The organism is Labrys sp. ALF-8 (genome assembly GCF_059699065.1).
The window spans coordinates 195,786-213,817 of sequence record NZ_AP048541.1; the positions used below are offsets into that span (position 1 = coordinate 195,786).

The window sequence follows — 18,032 nt, forward strand, 5'->3', positions numbered from 1 at the left end:
CAAATCGGCAGAACTGTCGCAGCTTGAGGAGCGAAACGGTTAGCTGAGTGATTGATGGCGACGATAAGGGATGTGGCAAACCGGGCGCAGGTATCGACAGCGACGGTGTCGGCCGTCGTCAATGAAACCGCCTATGTCAGCAAGGAATTGCGCGCCCGCGTGTTGGCCGCGATCAGCGAGTTGGACTATACCCCCTCGCTTGCCGCCCGCAATCTGAAGCGGGGCCGCACCCAGCTGATCGCCCTTGTGGTGGCCGACCTTGCGAATCCGTTCTTTGCACGGCTCGTCTGGGCGGCGGAGGCGGCCGTCGCGGCCTGGGGATATTCACTGGTGCTGTTCAACAGCGACGAGAAGCCGGAGAACGAGCGCCGCATCCTTGCCCGCATACGCATGCTGTCCTGCGACGGCATCATCCTCGTGCCCGTCGATGTCGCCGCGAGCCAGCCGCTTCGCGACGCGGAAGGCGAACCGATCCCGACCGTCCTCTTCGGCCGCACCGTCGACGGACAGAAGGCCGACACGATCACCATCGACAATGTCTCCGCCGCCCGGCAGGTGACGAACTATCTGATGGATCTCGGCCATACGCGCATCGGCACGATCACCGGCCCGCTGCACCTCACCACGGGCCGAGGTCGGCTCGACGGCATGCTGGAAGCCATGCGCGCCCGTGGGCTCGAGCCGGCGCCGCACCACGTGCGAGCCGGTGAATTTCGCGAGGATGCTGCCTATTCCGTGGCCAGGGAATTGCTTACCCAGCCGGATCCGCCGACCGCCCTCTACGTCGCCAATGGCGTCATGGCGCTCGGTGTCATGCGCGCCCTTGCCGATCTGGAGCTGAAGTGCCCCAATGACATCTCGATCGCCTCGACGGACACCATTCCCGGCATCGGGGGCCTGCGCCCGCGCCTGACACGCACGGAGCATCCGGTGATCGACATGACCAACGAAGCGCTCCGCCTGCTGGTCGACCGGATCAACCGCGGAAACGACAGCGACACCCGCAATGTCGTTTTTCAACCCTCCCTGGTCGTGGGAGAAAGCTGCGCGCCGCTGAGGAGCCAGGGCCTGCAGGCGGGCAAGTGAGCATCCCCGCGAAGGATGGCAGGGCATAACTCACCCGGGATGCAGGCCGACCTCGCCAGGTGAATGAACGGCGATCAGCCGGAATGGCGTCATGCCCTCACGGCCGCGGCGGCTGCTTGCGCAATTATCTCGTCGACGTCCGCCGTCGCTCCCGAGATGCCCACCGCACCGAGGACTACGCCGGCCTTGTCCCGCAAGACGACGCCGCCGCCAAAACCGATGAGGCCACCATTGGTGTGCTCCAGCGTGTAGACCTTGGCGCCGGGCTGGGCATTCACGCCGAACTGAAGGCTGTCGATTTGAAACAGTGCGGCAGTACGGGCCTTCTTGATGCTCACATCGATCGGACCGATGTTTGCGCCGTCCATGCGGGCGAACGCCACCATATGGGCGGCGGCGTCCAATACGGCCACGCAAACGGCAAAGCCGGCTTTCAGAGCTTCGGCCTTCGACACGGCGATGACCTGGTCAGCGATTGCGCCGTCCATGCAGGTTCCCTTCCGATTTCACGACTAATTCGCTTGATTGAGTTCAGGACGCAGCCCAGTCGAGGATGACGAAGGGCTCGTCGATTTCCCTGCGGAGTAATCTACCATAGGACCGCGCGGGATCCCGCGGGTTCATCGTGCTGAACATTCCTGCGGTTGGAATGCGGTTTTCCGCCAGCCATCTGAGCGCGGTCGCCAGACCCGAGAAAGTGCTGTGCGGCGCGTTGTTGTAGCCCTCGTAAAGCTCCTCCCAGACAAACCCCCTCGAGAGGATCGGAACTTCCCATTCCCAGCCGCTGCGCAGCACCACATAGTTGAAGAAGACCTCGTGCAGGATTTCATGCGCCAGGATATCCGTGTGGGCCTTCCAGGGTACGCCAACCAGCACGACCTCGCCGCGCTTGCGCACGATCCTGCAGCCGTCGAGCACGGCCTTCTCATGGCCCGAGCAATCGATCACAAGGGCGACCCTCCCCCGGTACTCGGCATCTTCGAGCGGAATGGCAGGCAGCGCGCTGGCGATACCTGAGGCGAGGGTCTTCTCACGACGCGCGGGATCCGGCTCGACGATGGTCACGTCGTAGCCCGCAATCCGGCATTGATGCGCGGCCAGGTAGCCCACCGGGCCGGCGCCGCAGACGATGACCTTTTCACCGGGCCGCGCGGCCGTCGTCATCAGCGTGGTCATCGACACGCCCATCAGTCGCGCGACGACGGCAAGTTCGGCTGGCATCCCATCCGGGATCTTGAGCGTGTAGCGTCGATCGAACTGCTGGGTGGAACGATGCCCGCCCATGCACAGCAGGCGATCGCCCGGCCGTATATCCGCTACATCCGCGCCGATTTCCTCGGCCTCGAATATCGCGGCATAGCCAGGGCGGATCGGAAAGCTGTCGCCGTTGGCCCAGGCAAGTTCGGTGCCGGGGCTGATGAGGGTCACCAGGGTCCGGCCACGAACCTCGCTCGGGCCAAGTTCTGCTTCCTCATAGTCGAGGAGTTCGAATTGCTGCTTGCCTGTGAATACGATCTCGCGGCCCATGGCGGTCCTCAAATTCTCTGGATGAGGCCGATCAGGCCCGGATGGCTTCGCCGCTCTCGACATCGAAGACGTGGAGGCGATTGGGGTCGAAGTTTATGCGGATGTTCTGCCGATCGGGTGAAGGGCGGTTCGAGGCTGGTATCTGCGCGCAGAGTTCCTGTTCGCCGATCCGCAGATTCAAAAGCGCCTCGGAGCCCAGATATTCGGTAACCTCGATCGCGGCGTCGTAACCTGGCATTCCATCTGGGACGACCTGGACTTCGCTGGGACGTATGCCGATGACGGCCTTCCGGCCCGCCTTGAGCCGGCCGGCAATCGAGGCAGGCACCTCGAAGCCCAACGGCCCCGCCGAAAGCGTCGGCCTGCCGTTGCCCGTCTGAACCTCGGCGGGAATGAGATTCATCGCAGGACTTCCGATGAAGCTCGCCACGAACAGATTGCGGGGATGGGCGAAGACTTCCTCGGGAGAGCCGACCTGCTCGATATATCCGTCCTTCATGATCACGATCTTGTCGGCCAGGGTCATCGCCTCGACCTGGTCGTGGGTGACGTAGAGCACGGTCGTTCCCAGGCGCTTGTGCAGCTTGGCGATCTCGAGGCGGACCTGCGTACGCAGCTTGGCGTCCAGATTGGACAGAGGCTCGTCGAAGAGAAAGACTTTGGGCGTGCGCACCATCGCACGCCCCATGGCGACACGCTGGCGCTGACCGCCCGAAAGCTGGGAAGGCCTGCGATCGAGCAAGGCCTCGAGGCCGAGGATCCGCACGGCCTCCGCAATACGGGCGGCGACGTCCCCGGCCGAGAGTTTCTGCGGCTTCAGGGCGAACTCCATGTTTTGGCGGACGGTCATATGGGGATAGAGGGCGTAGTTCTGGAAGACCATCGCGATCTGGCGGTCCTTGGGGGCGACGCTGTTCACCACCTTGCCCGCGATCTCGATCTCGCCCTCCGAAATCTCCTCGAGGCCGGCGACCATCCGAAGCGTGGTGGTCTTGCCGCAGCCCGACGGCCCGAGGAGGACGACGAACTCCCCCTCCTCGATCGCCAGGTCGATTTTATGCACGACCTCCAGCTGACCATAGCGCTTGATGACACCGCGCAGTGTTACGGATGACATGCTTTTAGACTCCCAACTGCGTAGGTCCGATCAGCCCTTGACGGAACCCATGGTTAATCCCTTCACGAGCCAGCGCTGGCACGTGAGGACGAAGATCATTCCCGGGATGAGCACGATGAACGAGCCGGCCATGATGCGGCCCCACTGGACCGCGTCGCTCGACCAGAAGGACATGACCGCGACGGTGACCGTCTGGGCCCTGGATCCGGTCAGCATCAGCGCGAACAGAAACTCGTTCCACGAGAAGATGAAGCAGAACACGGCCGAAACGGCCAGCCCCGGGGCCGTCAGGGGGAGCGTCACCCTGAGAAAGGTAGTGAGCACGCCGTGGCCGTCGACCTGGGCTGCTTCTTCGAGTGCCTCGGGCACCTCGTCGAAGAAGCCCTTCATCAGCCAGACCGTGAGCGGGATATTGAAGGTCGAGTAGACGATGATCAGCGCCAGGGGATTATCGAGCAATCCGATCGTCTTGAAGATGATGTAGTAGGGTACGACGACGGTGATCGGCGGGAACATCCGCATCGACAGGATCCAGAAGGCGACGTCGTTGATCCATTTGTTCTTGATGCGCGAGATCGCATAGGCGGCGAGCGAGCCTACGACGAGGCTGAAGGCCGTGGATCCGAGCGCCACGATGAGGCTGTTGAGGATCTGCAGATGGAACGGCCGCATCGTGAACAGGTCGTAGTAGTTCTGCAGAGTCGGCGTGAAGATGAACTTGGGCGGCTGCGAGAACATGTCCACAGGCTGCTTCAACGACGAAGCCAGAATGAGATAGATCGGGATCATGAAGATGATCAGCACGATGCCGATGAGCAGGTAGATCAGCGTTTTTTCGCGTGTCGTCGGGGTCATGGCCGGCGTCCTCCCGCTTATCGCGCCTGCACGGCTTGCCGCCGTTGCATCGATCTGAAGAAGTAGGTGATCAGCAGCGAGATGATGATCAGTGAGACGAAGGATGCAGCGGCTCCCACGCCCATGCGCCAGAACGTGAAGCTCTGCCGGTAGATGTAGAGCGACATGACTTCCGTCGCGTCGGCCGGCCCGCCCTTGGTCAGCACATAGATGATGTCGTAGATCTTGAAGGCATCGATCGCGCGCAGGAACAGCAGGCTCGCCAGCACCGGCCTCAACTGGGGCAGCGTCACGAAGCGAAAGACATCCCAGCGGGAATTGCCGTCGATGCGAGCCGCCTCATACGGTTCCGGAGGCAGGCTCTGCAGCGCGGCCGCCGTTCCCATCATGAAGAAGGGAGTCCATTGCCAGATATCGGCGATGGCGATTGCCGTAAGCGCCCAGCTCGTGGTGGTGATCCAGCCGACGGGCGAGAATCCGACGAGGCCGATGAAGTAGCTGAGATAGCCGAGTTCCGGGAAATAGAGGAACAGCCAGACCAGTCCCACGATCACCGGCGATATCATCATGGGAATGAGAAGCAGGGTCCGGACGATACCCATGGCCGGCAGTTTCTGGGTGACCAGGATCGCCATGGCCACGCCCAGGACCAGTTGCACCGATAGCGTCATGGCCATCAGCTTGAAGGTGGTGATCAGGGCATGGAGGAAGGCCGAGGAGCTCAGGACTTCGGCATAGTTCGACAGCCCCACGAAAATCCGGGGAATGAAGGGCTTGGCCAGATCATAGTTCCGGAAGCTGAGCCACAGTGCATACAGCATCGGGAAGATCGTGGTTGCGAACAGGATTACGATCGCCGGCAGCAGGAAGATGCGCGCGATGGTTCTGTTGCGATTGGCTATCTGACTCACAGTGTCTCTCCCCGGCGACATCGGCGAACCGCTCCGGCCCGCAGGCCGGAGCGATCCAGGTTCAAGGGTCCTGGTTCGACCTATTTCGCCAGGACTTCGACCGGGACGTCCTGGATCCAGCGCAGGCGCTGCTCGAGGGGGAACATCGCGAGCTGCGTGTTCACCGCCGTGCATGCCTTGGTCAGCGCTTCCAGTGCCGTCGGGGTCTCACCGGCCATGTACTTGCTCAGTTCGACGCCGAAATTCTCTTCGACCGTTTGATAGAACGGATGGAAGATGCGGCGGCGTGCATCGACCTGGCTGTCGAGCAGCACCTTGTAATAGGGATACTTGGCCTGGAGCTGCGGATCCCCGAGGATGGACTTGCGGAACTGGCTGACGCCCTTGCCTTCCTCGGCAAACCGCCGCATGAGCTTTTCGCTCGTCGCCCATTTGATGAATTCCCAAGCGGCGTCCTTCTCCTTCTCGGACGACTTGGCGTTGACGGCAAAGCCGAGCGTGCCCGTATAGGTGGGCTGCGGCCCTGCATCGGAGACGGGGTTCGCCGCGAAGCCGACCTTGCCGTCCTTGGCGACCACCGCCTCGTCGGGATTGGTCAGCCGCACCGAACGGACGCTCCAGTACGAAGCCTCGGCCGCTTCGCCGCGCTCCATGAAGCCGGACTGGATGTCCCACATCAGCCCCAGATAGTCCGGCGGATTGAACGGGACGAGCGATTTCATGTATTCGGCGGCCTTGACGTGGGCCTCGCCCGTCATGGCGCACAGGCCGGTCTTCGGATCCCAATAGTCGCCGCCGAAGGAACGCATGAAGGGGAAGTAGTCGTGGGTGATCGCCCCTTGCACGCGGCTGTAGGACTGGCTCGTGCCATAGAGGTCGTGGTCGAGAGGCTTGCCGCCGGCGGTGGCCCCCTTCTTGCGCGTGAAGAATTCGGCGATGTCGCGATATTGCTGCCACGTATTGGCCGGAGCCAGATCATAGCCGTACTTCTTCTTGAAATTGGCCTTTTCCTCGGGATTGTCGATCAGATCTTCCCGATATTGCTGGAGCCACGTCATGCCCGAGGCCGGGAAGCCAAGCAGCTTTCCTTGCCAGCTCAACTCTTGCAGCTGGACGGGGATGATATCGTTGAGGCCGATCTCGTTTGCGTCTCGCTTGGCGCGTGAGGTGAGGTCCTCCAAGGCCCCCGCCTCGCCGAGCATGCCGACCCAGGGGCTGTCCACCCACAGCAGCTGATAGGTGGGATTGTCGGAGCTTGCCTCGACGATGATCTTGTCGATGAGGCCCGGATAGGGAAGCTGGTCGATATGGACCTTGATACCGGTCTGCGCCTCGAACTCTCCAACGAGCGGGGCGACGCGGGTAACCGACGTATCGCCGATACCGAGCATCTTCAGCTCGACGCCGGCATAGGGCTTGTCCTGCGCCCAGGCCGTTCCGGCCAGCATCGTCACCATGCAGGCCGCCCATGCAGCCTTCTTGACGTGCAACATTCGAAATTCCCTCCCAATATGTCAGGCAGTGAACGCTTATTCGATTAAGCAAGCGGCCGCCGAGCTGATTGTTTCAGCGAAGACGGGGGAAAGGCTGCCTTCCCTTCCAAGACTTTCAGCTATTGACCGACCACATCTTCGGGCCGCCGGCGCGCTCGTAGCCCAATGCTCCGTCCCAGCTGACCAGTTCGAGAGACAGACCCCAGGGCGCCCTCAGATAGATCCAGTTGAGCCCCTCCAACGGTCCCGACTGGATACGGGTCGGCCCCTCGAGCAACTCGACTCCGGCATCACGCAGTCTTTCGGTTGCCGCACTCACATCGTCGACCTGGAAGGCGAGGTGGAATCCGCCGACCTCGCTGTTGCGCTTCATCGGCGTTTGCTCGGGCTCGCCCGAATATTCGAAGAGCTCGAGGTTGCCCCCGTTCCCACACACGATGACACGCTGGTCCCTTATGCGGGTTCCCGCAGGAACGCCCAGCCGACGGACCATGAATTCATCGTCGACGTCGACCCCGCCACATTCCATTGCGGTGACGGCACCGAAGACCTTTTGAAAGAAGTCTACGGCCTGTTTCATATCCGGCACGGTGACGCCGATATGCTGAATGCCCTGAACGTGGATCACGACCTATCCCTCCTTCGGCGCCTGCTTATCCGTTTAAGCAATTATTCGCAGGCTTCAGTAGTAACTAATTAGTTATTTCATTTTGGAGCGCGATTGTCAACGTCCCGCCGGACTCTAGGCCTCCGGGAACGGCTGCGGTTCGTTGCGCTCCCACGAGAATATGGTGGCGGGCAGAGGCGGCTTGCCTCTCACCAGGTCGGCTCCCTTCTCGCCGATCATGATGGTGGGAGCATTGGTATTGGAGGAGTTGATCAGGGGCATGATCGACGAATCGCAGACCCGGAGGCCGTCGATGCCGTGGACCTTCAGATCCACGTCCACCACCGACATCGCATCGTGTCCCATCTTGCAGGTCCCAACCGGGTGATGGTCCGTCTTCGCCATGCGGCAGGCATAGTCGAAGGCCTTGGCGGGGTCCTTGCCGATGTCGGCTCCCGGCAGGACCTCGCGCTTGATGAATGGCGCCAGGGCGGGCTGCGACATGATCTGGCGACCGAGTTCGAGACCGCGCAGGGAGATCTCCAGATCGTAGGGATCGGCCCAGTAGTTGGGATCGATGAGCGGGGCATCGGCGGGATCGGCGCTCCTGAGGCGGACGCTGCCGCGCGAGCGGGGCCTCATGAAGGCGGTATTCAGCGTGACACCGGGGTTGTGCAGCTTGGCGATTCCCGTCTCGATCCCCGAACCCTGCCCGAAATGGAACTGGATATCCGGCGAGCGCGCGGCCGGATCGGCGTACCAGAACCCGCCCGTCTCAAAGAGCGAGGACACAACGGGGCCGGTCTTTAAGAGCATGTACTGCAGCCCCGCAGCGACCAGACGATGGGGGCGTTGCACTCGATCATAGGAATGATCGCCGCTGCACTCGCACAGCACGCAGATGTCGACATGGTCCTGGAGGTTCTCGCCGACCCCGGGCAGGTCGTGAACGACCTTTACGCCGACCGCGCCGAGATGGCGTGCCGGACCGATGCCCGACAGCAGGAGAAGGCGGGGCGAGCCGATCGCGCCCGACGACACGAGAACCTCCCTCTCGCATGCAATGTGCCTGAGGGCCGTGCCCTCCCTGACCTCGATGCCGGTTGCCCGTCCCCGCTCCACCACGATCCGCCTGACCTCGGCATTGCTCATGACGGTCAGATTTGGCCGCGCCATGGCGGGCCGCAGGAAGGCCACGGCTGCGGACGAGCGGCGGGCGTCGCGCTGGGTGAGCTGGTAGTATCCGATTCCCCGCTGATGACGTCCGTTGAAATCGTCATTGTAGGGAATGCCGGCCTGCTGCGCGGCCCGGATGAAGGCGTCGCAGATCGGGAGAGCCCCGCGGGGCATGGCAACACCGAGCGGCCCGTCGACGCCATGAAACTCGTCCGCGAACCGTTGATTGCCCTCTGCCCGCTTGAAATAAGGCAGGAGATCGCGGTAGCCCCAGCCCTCGCAGCCGGCTTCGTCGCGCCAGGCATCATAGTCGCGGGCATTGCCGCGCGTGTAGATCTGCGCGTTGATCGTCGATCCTCCGCCCAGCACCTTGGCTTGCGTGTACCAGAGGACCCGCCCCTGCATGTGGCGCTGGGGCACCGTGGACCATCCCCACGACGCAATGCCCTTCGTCATCCGGGCAAAGCCAGCGGGCCAATGGAACAGGAAGCTCTTGTCCCTGCCTCCGGCTTCGAGAAGCAGGACCTTGACATCCGGGTCCTCGCTCAAGCGCGAGGCAAGCACGCAGCCGGCCGGACCGGCGCCGACGATGATGTAATCGAACCGAGAAGACATCGGCACATTCCTCCCCGGCTCCTCGCGGCGGCGGCAGCCGATATATAAGTAACTGTATAGTTATTTATGGCACGCAGTTAGCTCTCTTTCGCCGGTGTAGTCAACGACAAAGCTGCTAGCGTGGGGAAGCCCCTGCCACCGAGTGCCGCGCGACGAGCATGGGCTCCACCATGTAGCGGCGAGGCTCGGGGCCCGTGCCCCTCACCTTGCCCAGCAGCGTCGCCGCCGCATGTCTGCCGATCCTGCGGGGAAACAGGTCAACGGTCGTCAGTGCTGGCAACAAGGATGCGGACTGGGGCAGATTGTCGAGGCCGACGATCGAGTAGTCGATGCCGACGAGCCGGCCTCCCTTATGGAGGGCGGCATAGGCCCCGAATGCGACATAGTCGTTGAAGCAGATGGCGGCGCGGCAGTCCGGGCTCGTCTCCAGCAGCCGCTTCATGGCGGTCTCGCCGCCCTCGCTGGTCGGCGCGGTCGGCACGATGTGCGCCGGGCCGATGCTCCTGCCGGCCTCGGCCAGGGCTCTGCGTATCCCCTGGAGCCGGTCGGTCCATGTCTTGCTGCCCTCGTGGCCGCCGACATAGCCGAACTCGGCGATGCCGGTGGCGATGAGGTGCCGGGCGGCAAGATAGCCGGCGGACTGATCGTCGGCACCGACGAAATCGGCCGAGGAATCGTCGATGTCCCGTACGCAGATCACGTAGGGTTTCGCTCGCTGCCGCAGGCCGGCCATCATGGCAGACGACGTGGTGTGACCCGGGCTGATCAACAGGCCGGCGACATTCTGCGCGACCAGGGCGTCGATCAGCGTTGCCTGGCGCACCAGATCGTCCTTGGTGTTGGCGACGATGGTCAGGTAGCCTGCTTCGTAGCAGAACGCCTCGAAGTCGCTCAGCAATTCGGCAAAGAACGGGTTGGAGATGTCGTGGACGATGACGCCGAGCAGGTTCGACTTGCCCGTGCGCAGACGGGCGGCGGTATCGTTCCGGATGAAGCCCATGGCATCGGCGACGCGCCGGACATTTTCCTGGGTCTGCGTCGAGACCCGTCCGTTGCCGCTGAGGGCGTAAGACACTGCCGCCGTTGAGAGCCCGACCGCCTGAGCTATGTCCTTGATGCTCGGCCCTTTGGGACGCCTGACCACTTCCGCCCAATTTCCCTGACGCACACTGCGATGCTTTTGAACGGGCGGCAGCCTAGCCTAGCGGGAGCCTCCGATCAAAGCTCTCTTTGGAGTTCCGGCAGGATCGTGAACAGATCCCCGACGAGGCCGTAGTCGGCGACCTCGAAGATGGGCGCTTCGTCATCCTTGTTGATCGCCACGATCACCTTTGAATCCTTCATGCCCGCCAGGTGCTGGATCGCGCCCGAGATGCCGCAGGCGATGTAGAGATCGGGTGCCACGATCTTGCCCGTCTGCCCGACCTGCCAATCATTGGGCGCATAGCCTGCATCGACCGCCGCGCGCGATGCTCCTACCGCGGCACCGAGCTTGTCGGCCACCGGCAGGATGACCTCCTGGAATTTCTCAGACGAACCCAATGCCCTGCCGCCCGAAACGATGATCCTCGCGGAGGTCAGTTCCGGCCGGTCGTTCCGCGACAGACGGTTTTCGACAAAGCTGGAAAGACCGGGATCCGACGGCGGCGCAAGGGTCTCGACGGGGACAGGCTCGCCGCATGGAGCGGGAAGAAACGCCGCGGCACGCACGGTTATAACCCGAATGGCATCCGTCGTCTGTACCGTCTGTATGACATTGCCGGCATAGATGGGGCGCTTGAAGACATCGCGTCCGACGACCTCGACGATCTCCGACACCTGGGCGACGTCGAGAAGGCCAGCTATTCTCGGCGCCACGTTCTTGCCGGCCGAAGTCGCGGCTGCGACGATGGTGTCGTAGCCATGCGCGATCGACACGACCAGCGCCGCCAGTGGTTCGGCGAGCCGTTCAGCCAGTTCATCCGCCTCAGCCAGCAGAACCCCACGGATCCCTTGCAGCGAGGCGGCCTGCGCGGCGGCGCTCGCCGCGTCTTTTCCGGCGACCAGCACGTCGATGTCACCGCCGATGCGGGTCGCTGCCGTCAGGGCCTTTGCCGTCTCGTCCGACAGGCTGTGATTGTCGTGTTCGGCGATCAGGAGGATTGCCATCGATGTCTCCCTTGGAATTCCCTGCAGCAAAGCGCGTTCAGGTAGCAACGCCGCTCTGCTCCAACTCCTTGTCTTTCGACGCGTCTTTGCGTTCTGCCGGTTCAGTCAATGCACAAAAGCTCTAGAGGATGCCGGCTTCGCTGCGCAGGCGCTCGACCAGTTCGGCGACCGACTTCAACTTCACGCCGGCCTTGCGTGCGCGAGGTTCCTCCAGTCGCAGGACACGCAGCCTCGGCGTGACGTCGACCCCGAAGTCACCCGGCGCGGTTTCCTCCAACGGCTTTTTCTTCGCCTTCATGATGTTTGGCAAAGAGGCATATCGAGGCTCGTTGAGACGCAGGTCGACCGTCACGATGGCGGGCAGCGAGAGATCGAGGACCTGCAGGCCGCCATCCACTTCACGCGTGATCCTCGCCCTGTCATCGTCGAGGGAGATCTTCGAGGCGAAGGTGCCCTGCCCCCAGCCGAGGATGGCTGCCAGCATCTGTCCGGTCTGATTGGCATCGTCGTCGATCGATTGCTTGCCGAGCAGGATGAGTCCGGGGCGCTCCCTCTCGGCCACTGCCTTGAGGATCTTGGCAACGCCGAGCGGTTCGGGCGACGTATCCGTCTTGACCAGAATGGCACGGTCCGCGCCCATTGCCAGGGCCGCGCGAAGCGTATCCTGCGCCTGTGCCGGCCCGATCGACACGACAAGGACTTCGCTCGCCTTGTCGGCCTCCTTGAGGCGAATGGCCTCTTCGACGGCGATCTCGTCGAACGGGTTCATGGCCATCTTCGCATTTGCTAGGTCGAGCGACTGTCCGTCCGATGCAACGCGAACCTTGACGTTTGCATCGACGACCCGTTTGACGGGAACCAAGAGCTTCATTGCCAATCTCCGGAAGCTTCAACAGATGGAACGGAAGCGTTCGACGCAGGTGTCGAGCACCTGGCCGGGATCGCGCTTCCACCAATTCGCGGCCGAAAAGACCTCGACCTCGCACAAGCCCTGATAGCCGGCGCCTTCCACGGCAGCGCGCAGCGACCGCAGGTCGGCGACGCCGTCGCCCATCATGCCGCGGTCTAGCAGGACGTCCTGCGTCTCGGCGAGCCAGTCGCACAGATGATATCCAAGGATGCGTTCCCTGCCGGCCCGCTGGAGTTCCCGGGCCAGCGAGGTGTCCCACCAGACGTGATAGACGTCGACCGCGATGCCGACATTCGCCTCGCCGACCGCATCGCACAGATCGACGGCGTCGCGGGTCGTCACGAGACAGGAGCGGTTGCCGCCATAGACAGGGTTGAGGGGCTCGAGTGCCAGGTGAACGCTCCTTTGCGCTGCATAGGGAGCAGCCTCCGCCACGCGCTCGGCCACACGCTTCAGGCTCTCGGCCACCCCGAGGCTATTGGGCTCGACGCCGCCGACGACAATGGTGAGGACCGGTGCCCCAAGTCCGGCCGCCATGTCGATCGAGGCCTTGAAGTCGTCCCGAAGGGAGGAGAGAGGTCGGGGCGCCATCGGACCGACCAGGAAGGGACTGCGACACAGGCCCGCGACGGCGAGGCCCGACTGACGAACGCGATTGCCGATCTCGACGGCCCGGTTGCCGATCTCCCGGCGCCAGAACACGATCCCGCCAAAGCCGCGCTCGGCGCAGGCATCCACCACGCGCTCGATGGGCCAGCCCGCTCCATGGCCGTCCAGATTATGCCCGAGCGTTGCGGTGTTCAGGGCCAGCGCCGAATGATCGGTCGAGAAGTCGCGCATCGCAGCGTCTCAGGCGACATAGAGGGCGAGCAGCTTGCGCATGCGCTCGGCTGCCAGTTCCGGGGCGCGCAGCAAGCCACAGGCGTCGGCATGCTTGAAAAGCTCGACGAAGTAGGGAAGCGGCCGCATGGCCTGCGCTCCGCCCAGCATGACGAAATGATCCTGGAAGCCATTGAGCCAGGCGAGGAACACGACGCCCGTCTTGTAGAACTGGGTCGGGGCCCGGAAGATCAGGCGGGCAAGCGGAACCGTGGGATCCAGCGCCGCGTGAAATGCTTGCCTGTCCCCCTCACCCAGTTTCCGGATCGCGAAGGCGGCAGCCGGTGCAAGGGGGTCGAAAATGCCGAGGAGCGCGTGCGAATAGCCGGCTTCATCGCCAGCAATCAATTCCGGATAGTTGAAATCGTCTCCCGTGTACATTTTGACACCGGCGGGAAGTCGTCGTCGCATGAGGATTTCCTTGTCCTTGTCGAGGAGCGAAATCTTGATGCCGTCCACCTTCGCCGTATTCTCCTCGATGACGCGCAATGCCACGTCCATCGCAGTCTCGAAGCTGTCGCTGCCCCAGTATCCCCCCAGGGCCGGATCGAACATCTCGCCGAGCCAGTGGAGAATGACCGGCCGGTCGCAACGGGCGAGGACGTCACCATAGACATGCACATAGTCTTCGGGTGACCGTGCCACAGCGGCAAGAGCCCGGCTCGCCATCAGGATGAGGCGCCCTCCCAGGGCCTGAATGGCCTCCACCTGCTCGAAATAGGCGCGGCGCACATCATCCAGACCTCGTGCCCGGCCCGGCTCGAGCTGGTCGGTGCCGCATCCGTTGAAGACCAGCGCTTCGGGAAGCTCCTCGCGGGTGCGTCGGATAAGCTCCAGGGCGCCGGGCCAGTCCAAGCCCATGCCGCGCTGAGCGGTGTCCATGGCTTCGGCGATCCCGAGGCCGAGGTCGTTCAAATGATGCCGGAACGCCATCGTCGCCTTCCAATCGACCGTGGCCGGGCCGGAAGGATCGTTCCCTGTGAAAGGATCCGCGACGACGTGAGCTGCCGAAAACACGACGCGTGCCGCGCCGGTGGACAGGCGTGCGGCCGGGATCGCCTTGCCGCTGAGCTGATAGTCGGTGAAATCGCCATTGGCGTCCGGAAGACGGATCATCGTGCTTTCCTCAAAATCTCGGCACCAGCATGCCTGCATCCACGGCAATCACCTGGCCTGTCGTATAGGGGAGCTTGCCGGTGGCGAGGGTCGCCATCACGGCGCCGACGTCTTCCGGCTGGCCCAAACGCCGCATCAGGGTCAGGCCCTCTTCATCGATGCGCCGCTGGTACATGCCGGTCACGGATTGCGTCATCGCGGTCTCGATCAGACCCGGCCTGATATCGTAGACGGCGATGTTCTCCCGCCCCAGGCGAACGGCGAACACCTTGCTCACCATCGCGGAGCCCGCTTTCGAGACGCAGTACTCCGCCCGCGGCTCGGCGACCGCATCAGCATTCGACGAGGATACGTTCACGATCGAATAGAAGCGGCCATCGTTGCGGTCTCGTGCAAGGACGCGTCTCGCCCACTTCTGACACATGAAGAACTGCGCCTTGGCGTTGACCGCCTGGCAGCGGTCGTAACTTGCCTCGCTGACATCGAGTGGATCGCCGCGGTTCAGAACCGATACGCCCGCATTGTTGACGAGCGTCGACAGCGGCCCCAGAGCCGTTTCCGCGTGATCGAGCATCGCTTCATGCGCGCTGATATCGGCTATGTCGCCGGCGACGCGCGTGACGGGCACATCGAGCGCGCGAACGCGTTCCTCGGCAGCCTGCAACTCGGCGTCGTCGGCGGGTCCGTTCAAGGCGACCGCAAACCCGTTCCTGGCCAGTTCGATGGCGGCGGCCAGGCCGATTCCACGACTTGAACCGGTGATGAAGGCGGCCTGTCGGCGCGAGCTGCTCATGCCAGCGCCCCATGCTTGAACAACTCGCGGGCGATGATCATGCGCTGTATCTGGTTCGTGCCTTCATAGATCTGGGTGATCTTGGCGTCGCGATAGAGTCGTTCGACCTCGAAGCCGCGGATATAGCCGGAACCGCCGAAAACCTGGACGGCATCGGCCGTGCGGGCGACCGCCATGTCGCCGGCGAAGCATTTGGCGATCGAACAGGCCTTCGTCGCATTGTCCCCACGATCGATCTTCGTAGCCGCGCTGTGCACGAGAAGACGTGCGGCCTCGATATCCTTGGCCATGTCGGCGATCAGCCATTGGACACCCTGGAATTCGGCGATCGCCTTGCCGAACTGCTTGCGCTGGCGGGCATAGTCGACAGCCGCCTCCAGGCCGGCCTGGCCGATGCCGACCGCGAGCGCCGCGATGCCGACGCGCCCCTTGTCGAGGACGCTCATCATCATGTGGAAGCCCTTGCCCAGTTCTCCCAGCAGCGCATCCGGGCCAAGCGCGACATCCGAAAAGTTGAGCGCGCCGACCTGGCTGGCGCGCTGCCCCATCTTGTGCTCCTTGGGACCGCGCTCGACGCCCTTGGCGTTGAGATCGACGATGAAGATGCTCATCCCGCGGTGGCCCGCATCCTTGTCCGTCCGGGCGAGCACGAAACCGACGTCGGCGACCGGCGCATTGTGGATCCAGATCTTTCCGCCGTTGAGGCGCCAGCCCTCTCCGTCGCGCTCCGCCATGGTCCTGATGCCGGAGACATCCGTTCCGGCCTCGGGCTCGGTTATGCAGTAGGCCACGCGCTTGGTGCCGCGCATCACCGGCGCGAGCCAGGCTTGACGCTGGGCCGGCGTGCCGTGCCTGACCAGCAGCGTGCAGATGAGCTCCACCAGGCCGCACTGATCGGCAACGGACGCGTAGCCCCTCGAAAGCTCTTCCATCACGAGCGCATAGGTCAGGGTATCGAACCCCGGACCACCCATGGCCTCGGGAACGCCGATGCCGAAGAGCCCGAGTTCTCCCATCTGCTCGTAGATCTCGTTTGGGAAACGTTCCTCGCGGTCGAGCTCCTCCGCCAGCGGCCTCACGACCTCGTCGGCGAACTGGCGCGCCATGTCGCGCACCTGCATCTGTGTTTCGCTCGGATACACGCGCATCCCCCCTTTTGTAACTATCTAGTTACTGATATAACGCACCCGGACCAAACGGGTCAAGCCTGATGGTTCCTTCGAAATCGGCAGGGCGACGACCCGGGCGAATCGAGGGGGCCGGTAAGGCAACCAAAGAGCAATGCCAACGGAGGAAACTATGAAGCCATCGGAAAAGCGGAAATTCGGCCGCAGCGACATCGAGGTCACCGCCTTTGCCTTCGGGACGGCGCCGATCGGGAATTTCCAGCGCGAGATCAGCGAGAGCGTTGCCGACGAGATGGTTCAGCACGCCTGGAATGCCGGCATTCGCTTCTACGATACCGCCCCGATGTACGGCCACGGGCTCGCGGAACTGCGGCTGGGGCATTCGCTGCGCTGGAAGAAACGCGACGACTTCGTGGTCGCCTCAAAGGTGGGGCGCGTCCTGCGTCCGGCCAGGCGCTCCGACATCGACTTCTCGCCCTGGGCAAACGCCGCCCCGAACACGATGGCGTTCGACTACAGCTACGACGGCACGCTGAGGGCATTCGAGGATTCCCTGCAGCGCCTCGCCCTCGAGCGGATCGACATGCTGTTCATTCATGACATCGACCGTTTCACGCGCGGTGACGAGCAGCCCGAAGTCTTCAGGCAGGCCATGGACGGATGCTGGCGCGCCCTGGAGCGCCTGCGCTCGGAAGGTGCGGTCAAGGCGATCGGCGTCGGCGTCAATGAATGGCAGGTTTGCCACGAGGCGCTCAAGCAGCGCGACTTCGACTGCTTCCTCCTGGCAGGCCGCTACACGCTTCTCGAACAGGACGCGCTCGATGGGTTCCTGCCGCTTTGCGAGGAACGGGGCGCAGCCGTGCTGGTCGGCGGCGGTTTCAATTCAGGGATCCTGGCAACCGGAGCGGTGCCTGGCGCGAAATACAACTACGCCCCCGCCCCGGCCGCAATCATGGACAAGGTCTCCAGGATCGAAGCGGTATGCCGTGATCACAAGGTGCCGCTTGCAGCCGCAGCCCTGCAATTCGTCGTCGCTCACCCTGCCATCCCGGCCTTCTGTGCCGGAACGCGTACGGTGGAACAGCTCGAACAGAATCTGGAATGGTTTGGCCATCCCATTCCGACCGATTTCTGGGCCGAGCTCAAGAGCAGGAAGCTGCTGCGCGAAGATGCGCCGGTGCCGGCATGAACGAGATCATATCAGACACCGGTCGCCGCCTGGCGGCGACCGGACTACGCTATGGGGACGTATCCATCGGCGACTGGTTCGACACCCCGGCAAGGCATGTCGGTACCGAATTGATAGATGCTTTCGCGGAACTGACGGGCGATCGGTTCGAGATCCATATGGACGACGATGCGGCTCACCTTCACGGATTTCCCTCGCGCGTCGCCCACGGCCTGCTGATACTCTCGCTCGTGGACGGCCTGAAGAACCAGGCCCAGGCCCGGTTCCTGGCCATCGCCTCGCTGGGCTGGAACTTTCGATTCGAGCGCCCGGTCCTCGCGGGCGACACGATCGTCGCCCGCATCGGCGTAAAGGACAAGCGAACGACCTCCCGGCCGGACCGAGGCATTCTCACGCTCGCCTTTTGTGTGCGCAAGCAGACCGGCGAGGTCGTCCAGTCCGGAGAGAACCAGCTGATGGTCTATCGCTGAGACGAGGCGTGGA

The 18,032-nt window shown here is 63.3% G+C and carries 18 protein-coding genes; 3 read left to right on the top strand and 15 right to left on the bottom strand.

What is annotated here, in order from left to right:
- Nucleotides 1-54: 54 nt before the first annotated feature.
- On the top strand, nucleotides 55-1,086 hold the full coding sequence (locus AC6H34_RS31860; RefSeq protein ID WP_497541678.1) for a LacI family DNA-binding transcriptional regulator: 1,032 nt from the start codon (nucleotides 55-57) through the stop codon (nucleotides 1,084-1,086).
- A gap of 89 nt (nucleotides 1,087-1,175) precedes the next feature.
- Here AC6H34_RS31860 and AC6H34_RS31865 read toward each other — a convergent pair whose 3' ends face one another.
- The 15 genes from AC6H34_RS31865 to AC6H34_RS31935 form a co-directional block, all read right to left on the bottom strand.
- The gene (locus AC6H34_RS31865; RefSeq protein ID WP_497541679.1) at nucleotides 1,176-1,574 is read right to left on the bottom strand and encodes a GlcG/HbpS family heme-binding protein; all 399 of its coding nucleotides are present in this window, start codon (nucleotides 1,572-1,574) and stop codon (nucleotides 1,176-1,178) included.
- Between the two features lie 43 nt (nucleotides 1,575-1,617).
- Nucleotides 1,618-2,613, bottom strand: a complete 996-nt coding sequence (locus AC6H34_RS31870; protein WP_497541680.1) for a zinc-binding dehydrogenase — start codon at nucleotides 2,611-2,613, stop codon at nucleotides 1,618-1,620.
- 31 nt (nucleotides 2,614-2,644) lie between these two features.
- The gene (locus AC6H34_RS31875) at nucleotides 2,645-3,730 is read right to left on the bottom strand and encodes an ABC transporter ATP-binding protein (RefSeq protein ID WP_497541681.1); all 1,086 of its coding nucleotides are present in this window, start codon (nucleotides 3,728-3,730) and stop codon (nucleotides 2,645-2,647) included.
- Between the two features lie 30 nt (nucleotides 3,731-3,760).
- A complete protein-coding gene (locus AC6H34_RS31880; RefSeq protein ID WP_497541682.1) occupies nucleotides 3,761-4,585 on the bottom strand; it encodes a carbohydrate ABC transporter permease in 825 nt (274 codons plus the stop codon).
- A 17-nt stretch (nucleotides 4,586-4,602) separates the two neighbouring features.
- On the bottom strand, nucleotides 4,603-5,496 hold the full coding sequence (locus tag AC6H34_RS31885; protein ID WP_497541683.1) for a carbohydrate ABC transporter permease: 894 nt from the start codon (nucleotides 5,494-5,496) through the stop codon (nucleotides 4,603-4,605).
- A gap of 80 nt (nucleotides 5,497-5,576) precedes the next feature.
- Nucleotides 5,577-6,989: an extracellular solute-binding protein gene (locus AC6H34_RS31890; protein ID WP_497541684.1), complete on the bottom strand. Its 1,413-nt coding sequence runs from the start codon at nucleotides 6,987-6,989 to the stop codon at nucleotides 5,577-5,579.
- A 115-nt stretch (nucleotides 6,990-7,104) separates the two neighbouring features.
- Complete coding sequence (locus tag AC6H34_RS31895; RefSeq protein WP_497541685.1) at nucleotides 7,105-7,617, bottom strand: VOC family protein; 513 nt, start codon at nucleotides 7,615-7,617, stop codon at nucleotides 7,105-7,107.
- A gap of 114 nt (nucleotides 7,618-7,731) precedes the next feature.
- Nucleotides 7,732-9,387 (bottom strand): GMC family oxidoreductase, encoded by a 1,656-nt coding sequence (locus AC6H34_RS31900; protein WP_497541686.1) that lies wholly within the window; start codon nucleotides 9,385-9,387, stop codon nucleotides 7,732-7,734.
- Nucleotides 9,388-9,502: 115 nt separating this feature from the next.
- Entirely contained in the window at nucleotides 9,503-10,555 is a 1,053-nt protein-coding gene (locus AC6H34_RS31905) for a LacI family DNA-binding transcriptional regulator (RefSeq protein WP_497541687.1), read from the bottom strand.
- A 50-nt stretch (nucleotides 10,556-10,605) separates the two neighbouring features.
- Complete coding sequence (locus tag AC6H34_RS31910; protein WP_497541688.1) at nucleotides 10,606-11,535, bottom strand: electron transfer flavoprotein subunit alpha/FixB family protein; 930 nt, start codon at nucleotides 11,533-11,535, stop codon at nucleotides 10,606-10,608.
- Between the two features lie 121 nt (nucleotides 11,536-11,656).
- Complete coding sequence (locus AC6H34_RS31915; RefSeq protein ID WP_497541689.1) at nucleotides 11,657-12,406, bottom strand: electron transfer flavoprotein subunit beta/FixA family protein; 750 nt, start codon at nucleotides 12,404-12,406, stop codon at nucleotides 11,657-11,659.
- Nucleotides 12,407-12,424: 18 nt separating this feature from the next.
- Nucleotides 12,425-13,285, bottom strand: coding sequence for a sugar phosphate isomerase/epimerase family protein (locus tag AC6H34_RS31920; protein ID WP_497541690.1), 861 nt, complete (start codon nucleotides 13,283-13,285; stop codon nucleotides 12,425-12,427).
- 9 nt (nucleotides 13,286-13,294) lie between these two features.
- Nucleotides 13,295-14,440: a dihydrodipicolinate synthase family protein gene (locus AC6H34_RS31925; protein ID WP_497541691.1), complete on the bottom strand. Its 1,146-nt coding sequence runs from the start codon at nucleotides 14,438-14,440 to the stop codon at nucleotides 13,295-13,297.
- Nucleotides 14,441-14,450: 10 nt separating this feature from the next.
- Complete coding sequence (locus AC6H34_RS31930) at nucleotides 14,451-15,233, bottom strand: 3-ketoacyl-ACP reductase (protein ID WP_497541692.1); 783 nt, start codon at nucleotides 15,231-15,233, stop codon at nucleotides 14,451-14,453.
- The gene (locus tag AC6H34_RS31935; RefSeq protein WP_497541693.1) at nucleotides 15,230-16,375 is read right to left on the bottom strand and encodes an acyl-CoA dehydrogenase family protein; all 1,146 of its coding nucleotides are present in this window, start codon (nucleotides 16,373-16,375) and stop codon (nucleotides 15,230-15,232) included. The genes AC6H34_RS31930 and AC6H34_RS31935 overlap by 4 nt, the downstream gene beginning before the upstream one ends.
- A gap of 157 nt (nucleotides 16,376-16,532) precedes the next feature.
- Between AC6H34_RS31935 and AC6H34_RS31940 the strand changes: the two genes are divergently transcribed.
- Nucleotides 16,533-17,549, top strand: a complete 1,017-nt coding sequence (locus AC6H34_RS31940; protein ID WP_497541694.1) for an aldo/keto reductase — start codon at nucleotides 16,533-16,535, stop codon at nucleotides 17,547-17,549.
- Nucleotides 17,546-18,019 (top strand): MaoC family dehydratase, encoded by a 474-nt coding sequence (locus tag AC6H34_RS31945; RefSeq protein WP_497541695.1) that lies wholly within the window; start codon nucleotides 17,546-17,548, stop codon nucleotides 18,017-18,019. The genes AC6H34_RS31940 and AC6H34_RS31945 overlap by 4 nt, the downstream gene beginning before the upstream one ends.
- Nucleotides 18,020-18,032 lie beyond the last annotated feature (13 nt).

Bases quoted from the DNA above. Each gene is read 5' to 3' on its own strand.
- AC6H34_RS31860 (WP_497541678.1), top strand. From the start codon at position 55: ATGGCGACGATAAGGGATGTGGCAAACCGGGCGCAGGTATCGACAGCG.
- AC6H34_RS31865 (WP_497541679.1), bottom strand. From the start codon at position 1,574: ATGGACGGCGCAATCGCTGACCAGGTCATCGCCGTGTCGAAGGCCGAA.
- AC6H34_RS31870 (WP_497541680.1), bottom strand. From the start codon at position 2,613: ATGGGCCGCGAGATCGTATTCACAGGCAAGCAGCAATTCGAACTCCTC.
- AC6H34_RS31875 (WP_497541681.1), bottom strand. From the start codon at position 3,730: ATGTCATCCGTAACACTGCGCGGTGTCATCAAGCGCTATGGTCAGCTG.
- AC6H34_RS31880 (WP_497541682.1), bottom strand. From the start codon at position 4,585: ATGACCCCGACGACACGCGAAAAAACGCTGATCTACCTGCTCATCGGC.
- AC6H34_RS31890 (WP_497541684.1), bottom strand. From the start codon at position 6,989: ATGTTGCACGTCAAGAAGGCTGCATGGGCGGCCTGCATGGTGACGATG.
- AC6H34_RS31900 (WP_497541686.1), bottom strand. From the start codon at position 9,387: ATGTCTTCTCGGTTCGATTACATCATCGTCGGCGCCGGTCCGGCCGGC.
- AC6H34_RS31910 (WP_497541688.1), bottom strand. From the start codon at position 11,535: ATGGCAATCCTCCTGATCGCCGAACACGACAATCACAGCCTGTCGGAC.
- AC6H34_RS31915 (WP_497541689.1), bottom strand. From the start codon at position 12,406: ATGAAGCTCTTGGTTCCCGTCAAACGGGTCGTCGATGCAAACGTCAAG.
- AC6H34_RS31920 (WP_497541690.1), bottom strand. From the start codon at position 13,285: ATGCGCGACTTCTCGACCGATCATTCGGCGCTGGCCCTGAACACCGCA.
- AC6H34_RS31925 (WP_497541691.1), bottom strand. From the start codon at position 14,440: ATGATCCGTCTTCCGGACGCCAATGGCGATTTCACCGACTATCAGCTC.
- AC6H34_RS31930 (WP_497541692.1), bottom strand. From the start codon at position 15,233: ATGAGCAGCTCGCGCCGACAGGCCGCCTTCATCACCGGTTCAAGTCGT.
- AC6H34_RS31940 (WP_497541694.1), top strand. From the start codon at position 16,533: ATGAAGCCATCGGAAAAGCGGAAATTCGGCCGCAGCGACATCGAGGTC.
- AC6H34_RS31945 (WP_497541695.1), top strand. From the start codon at position 17,546: ATGAACGAGATCATATCAGACACCGGTCGCCGCCTGGCGGCGACCGGA.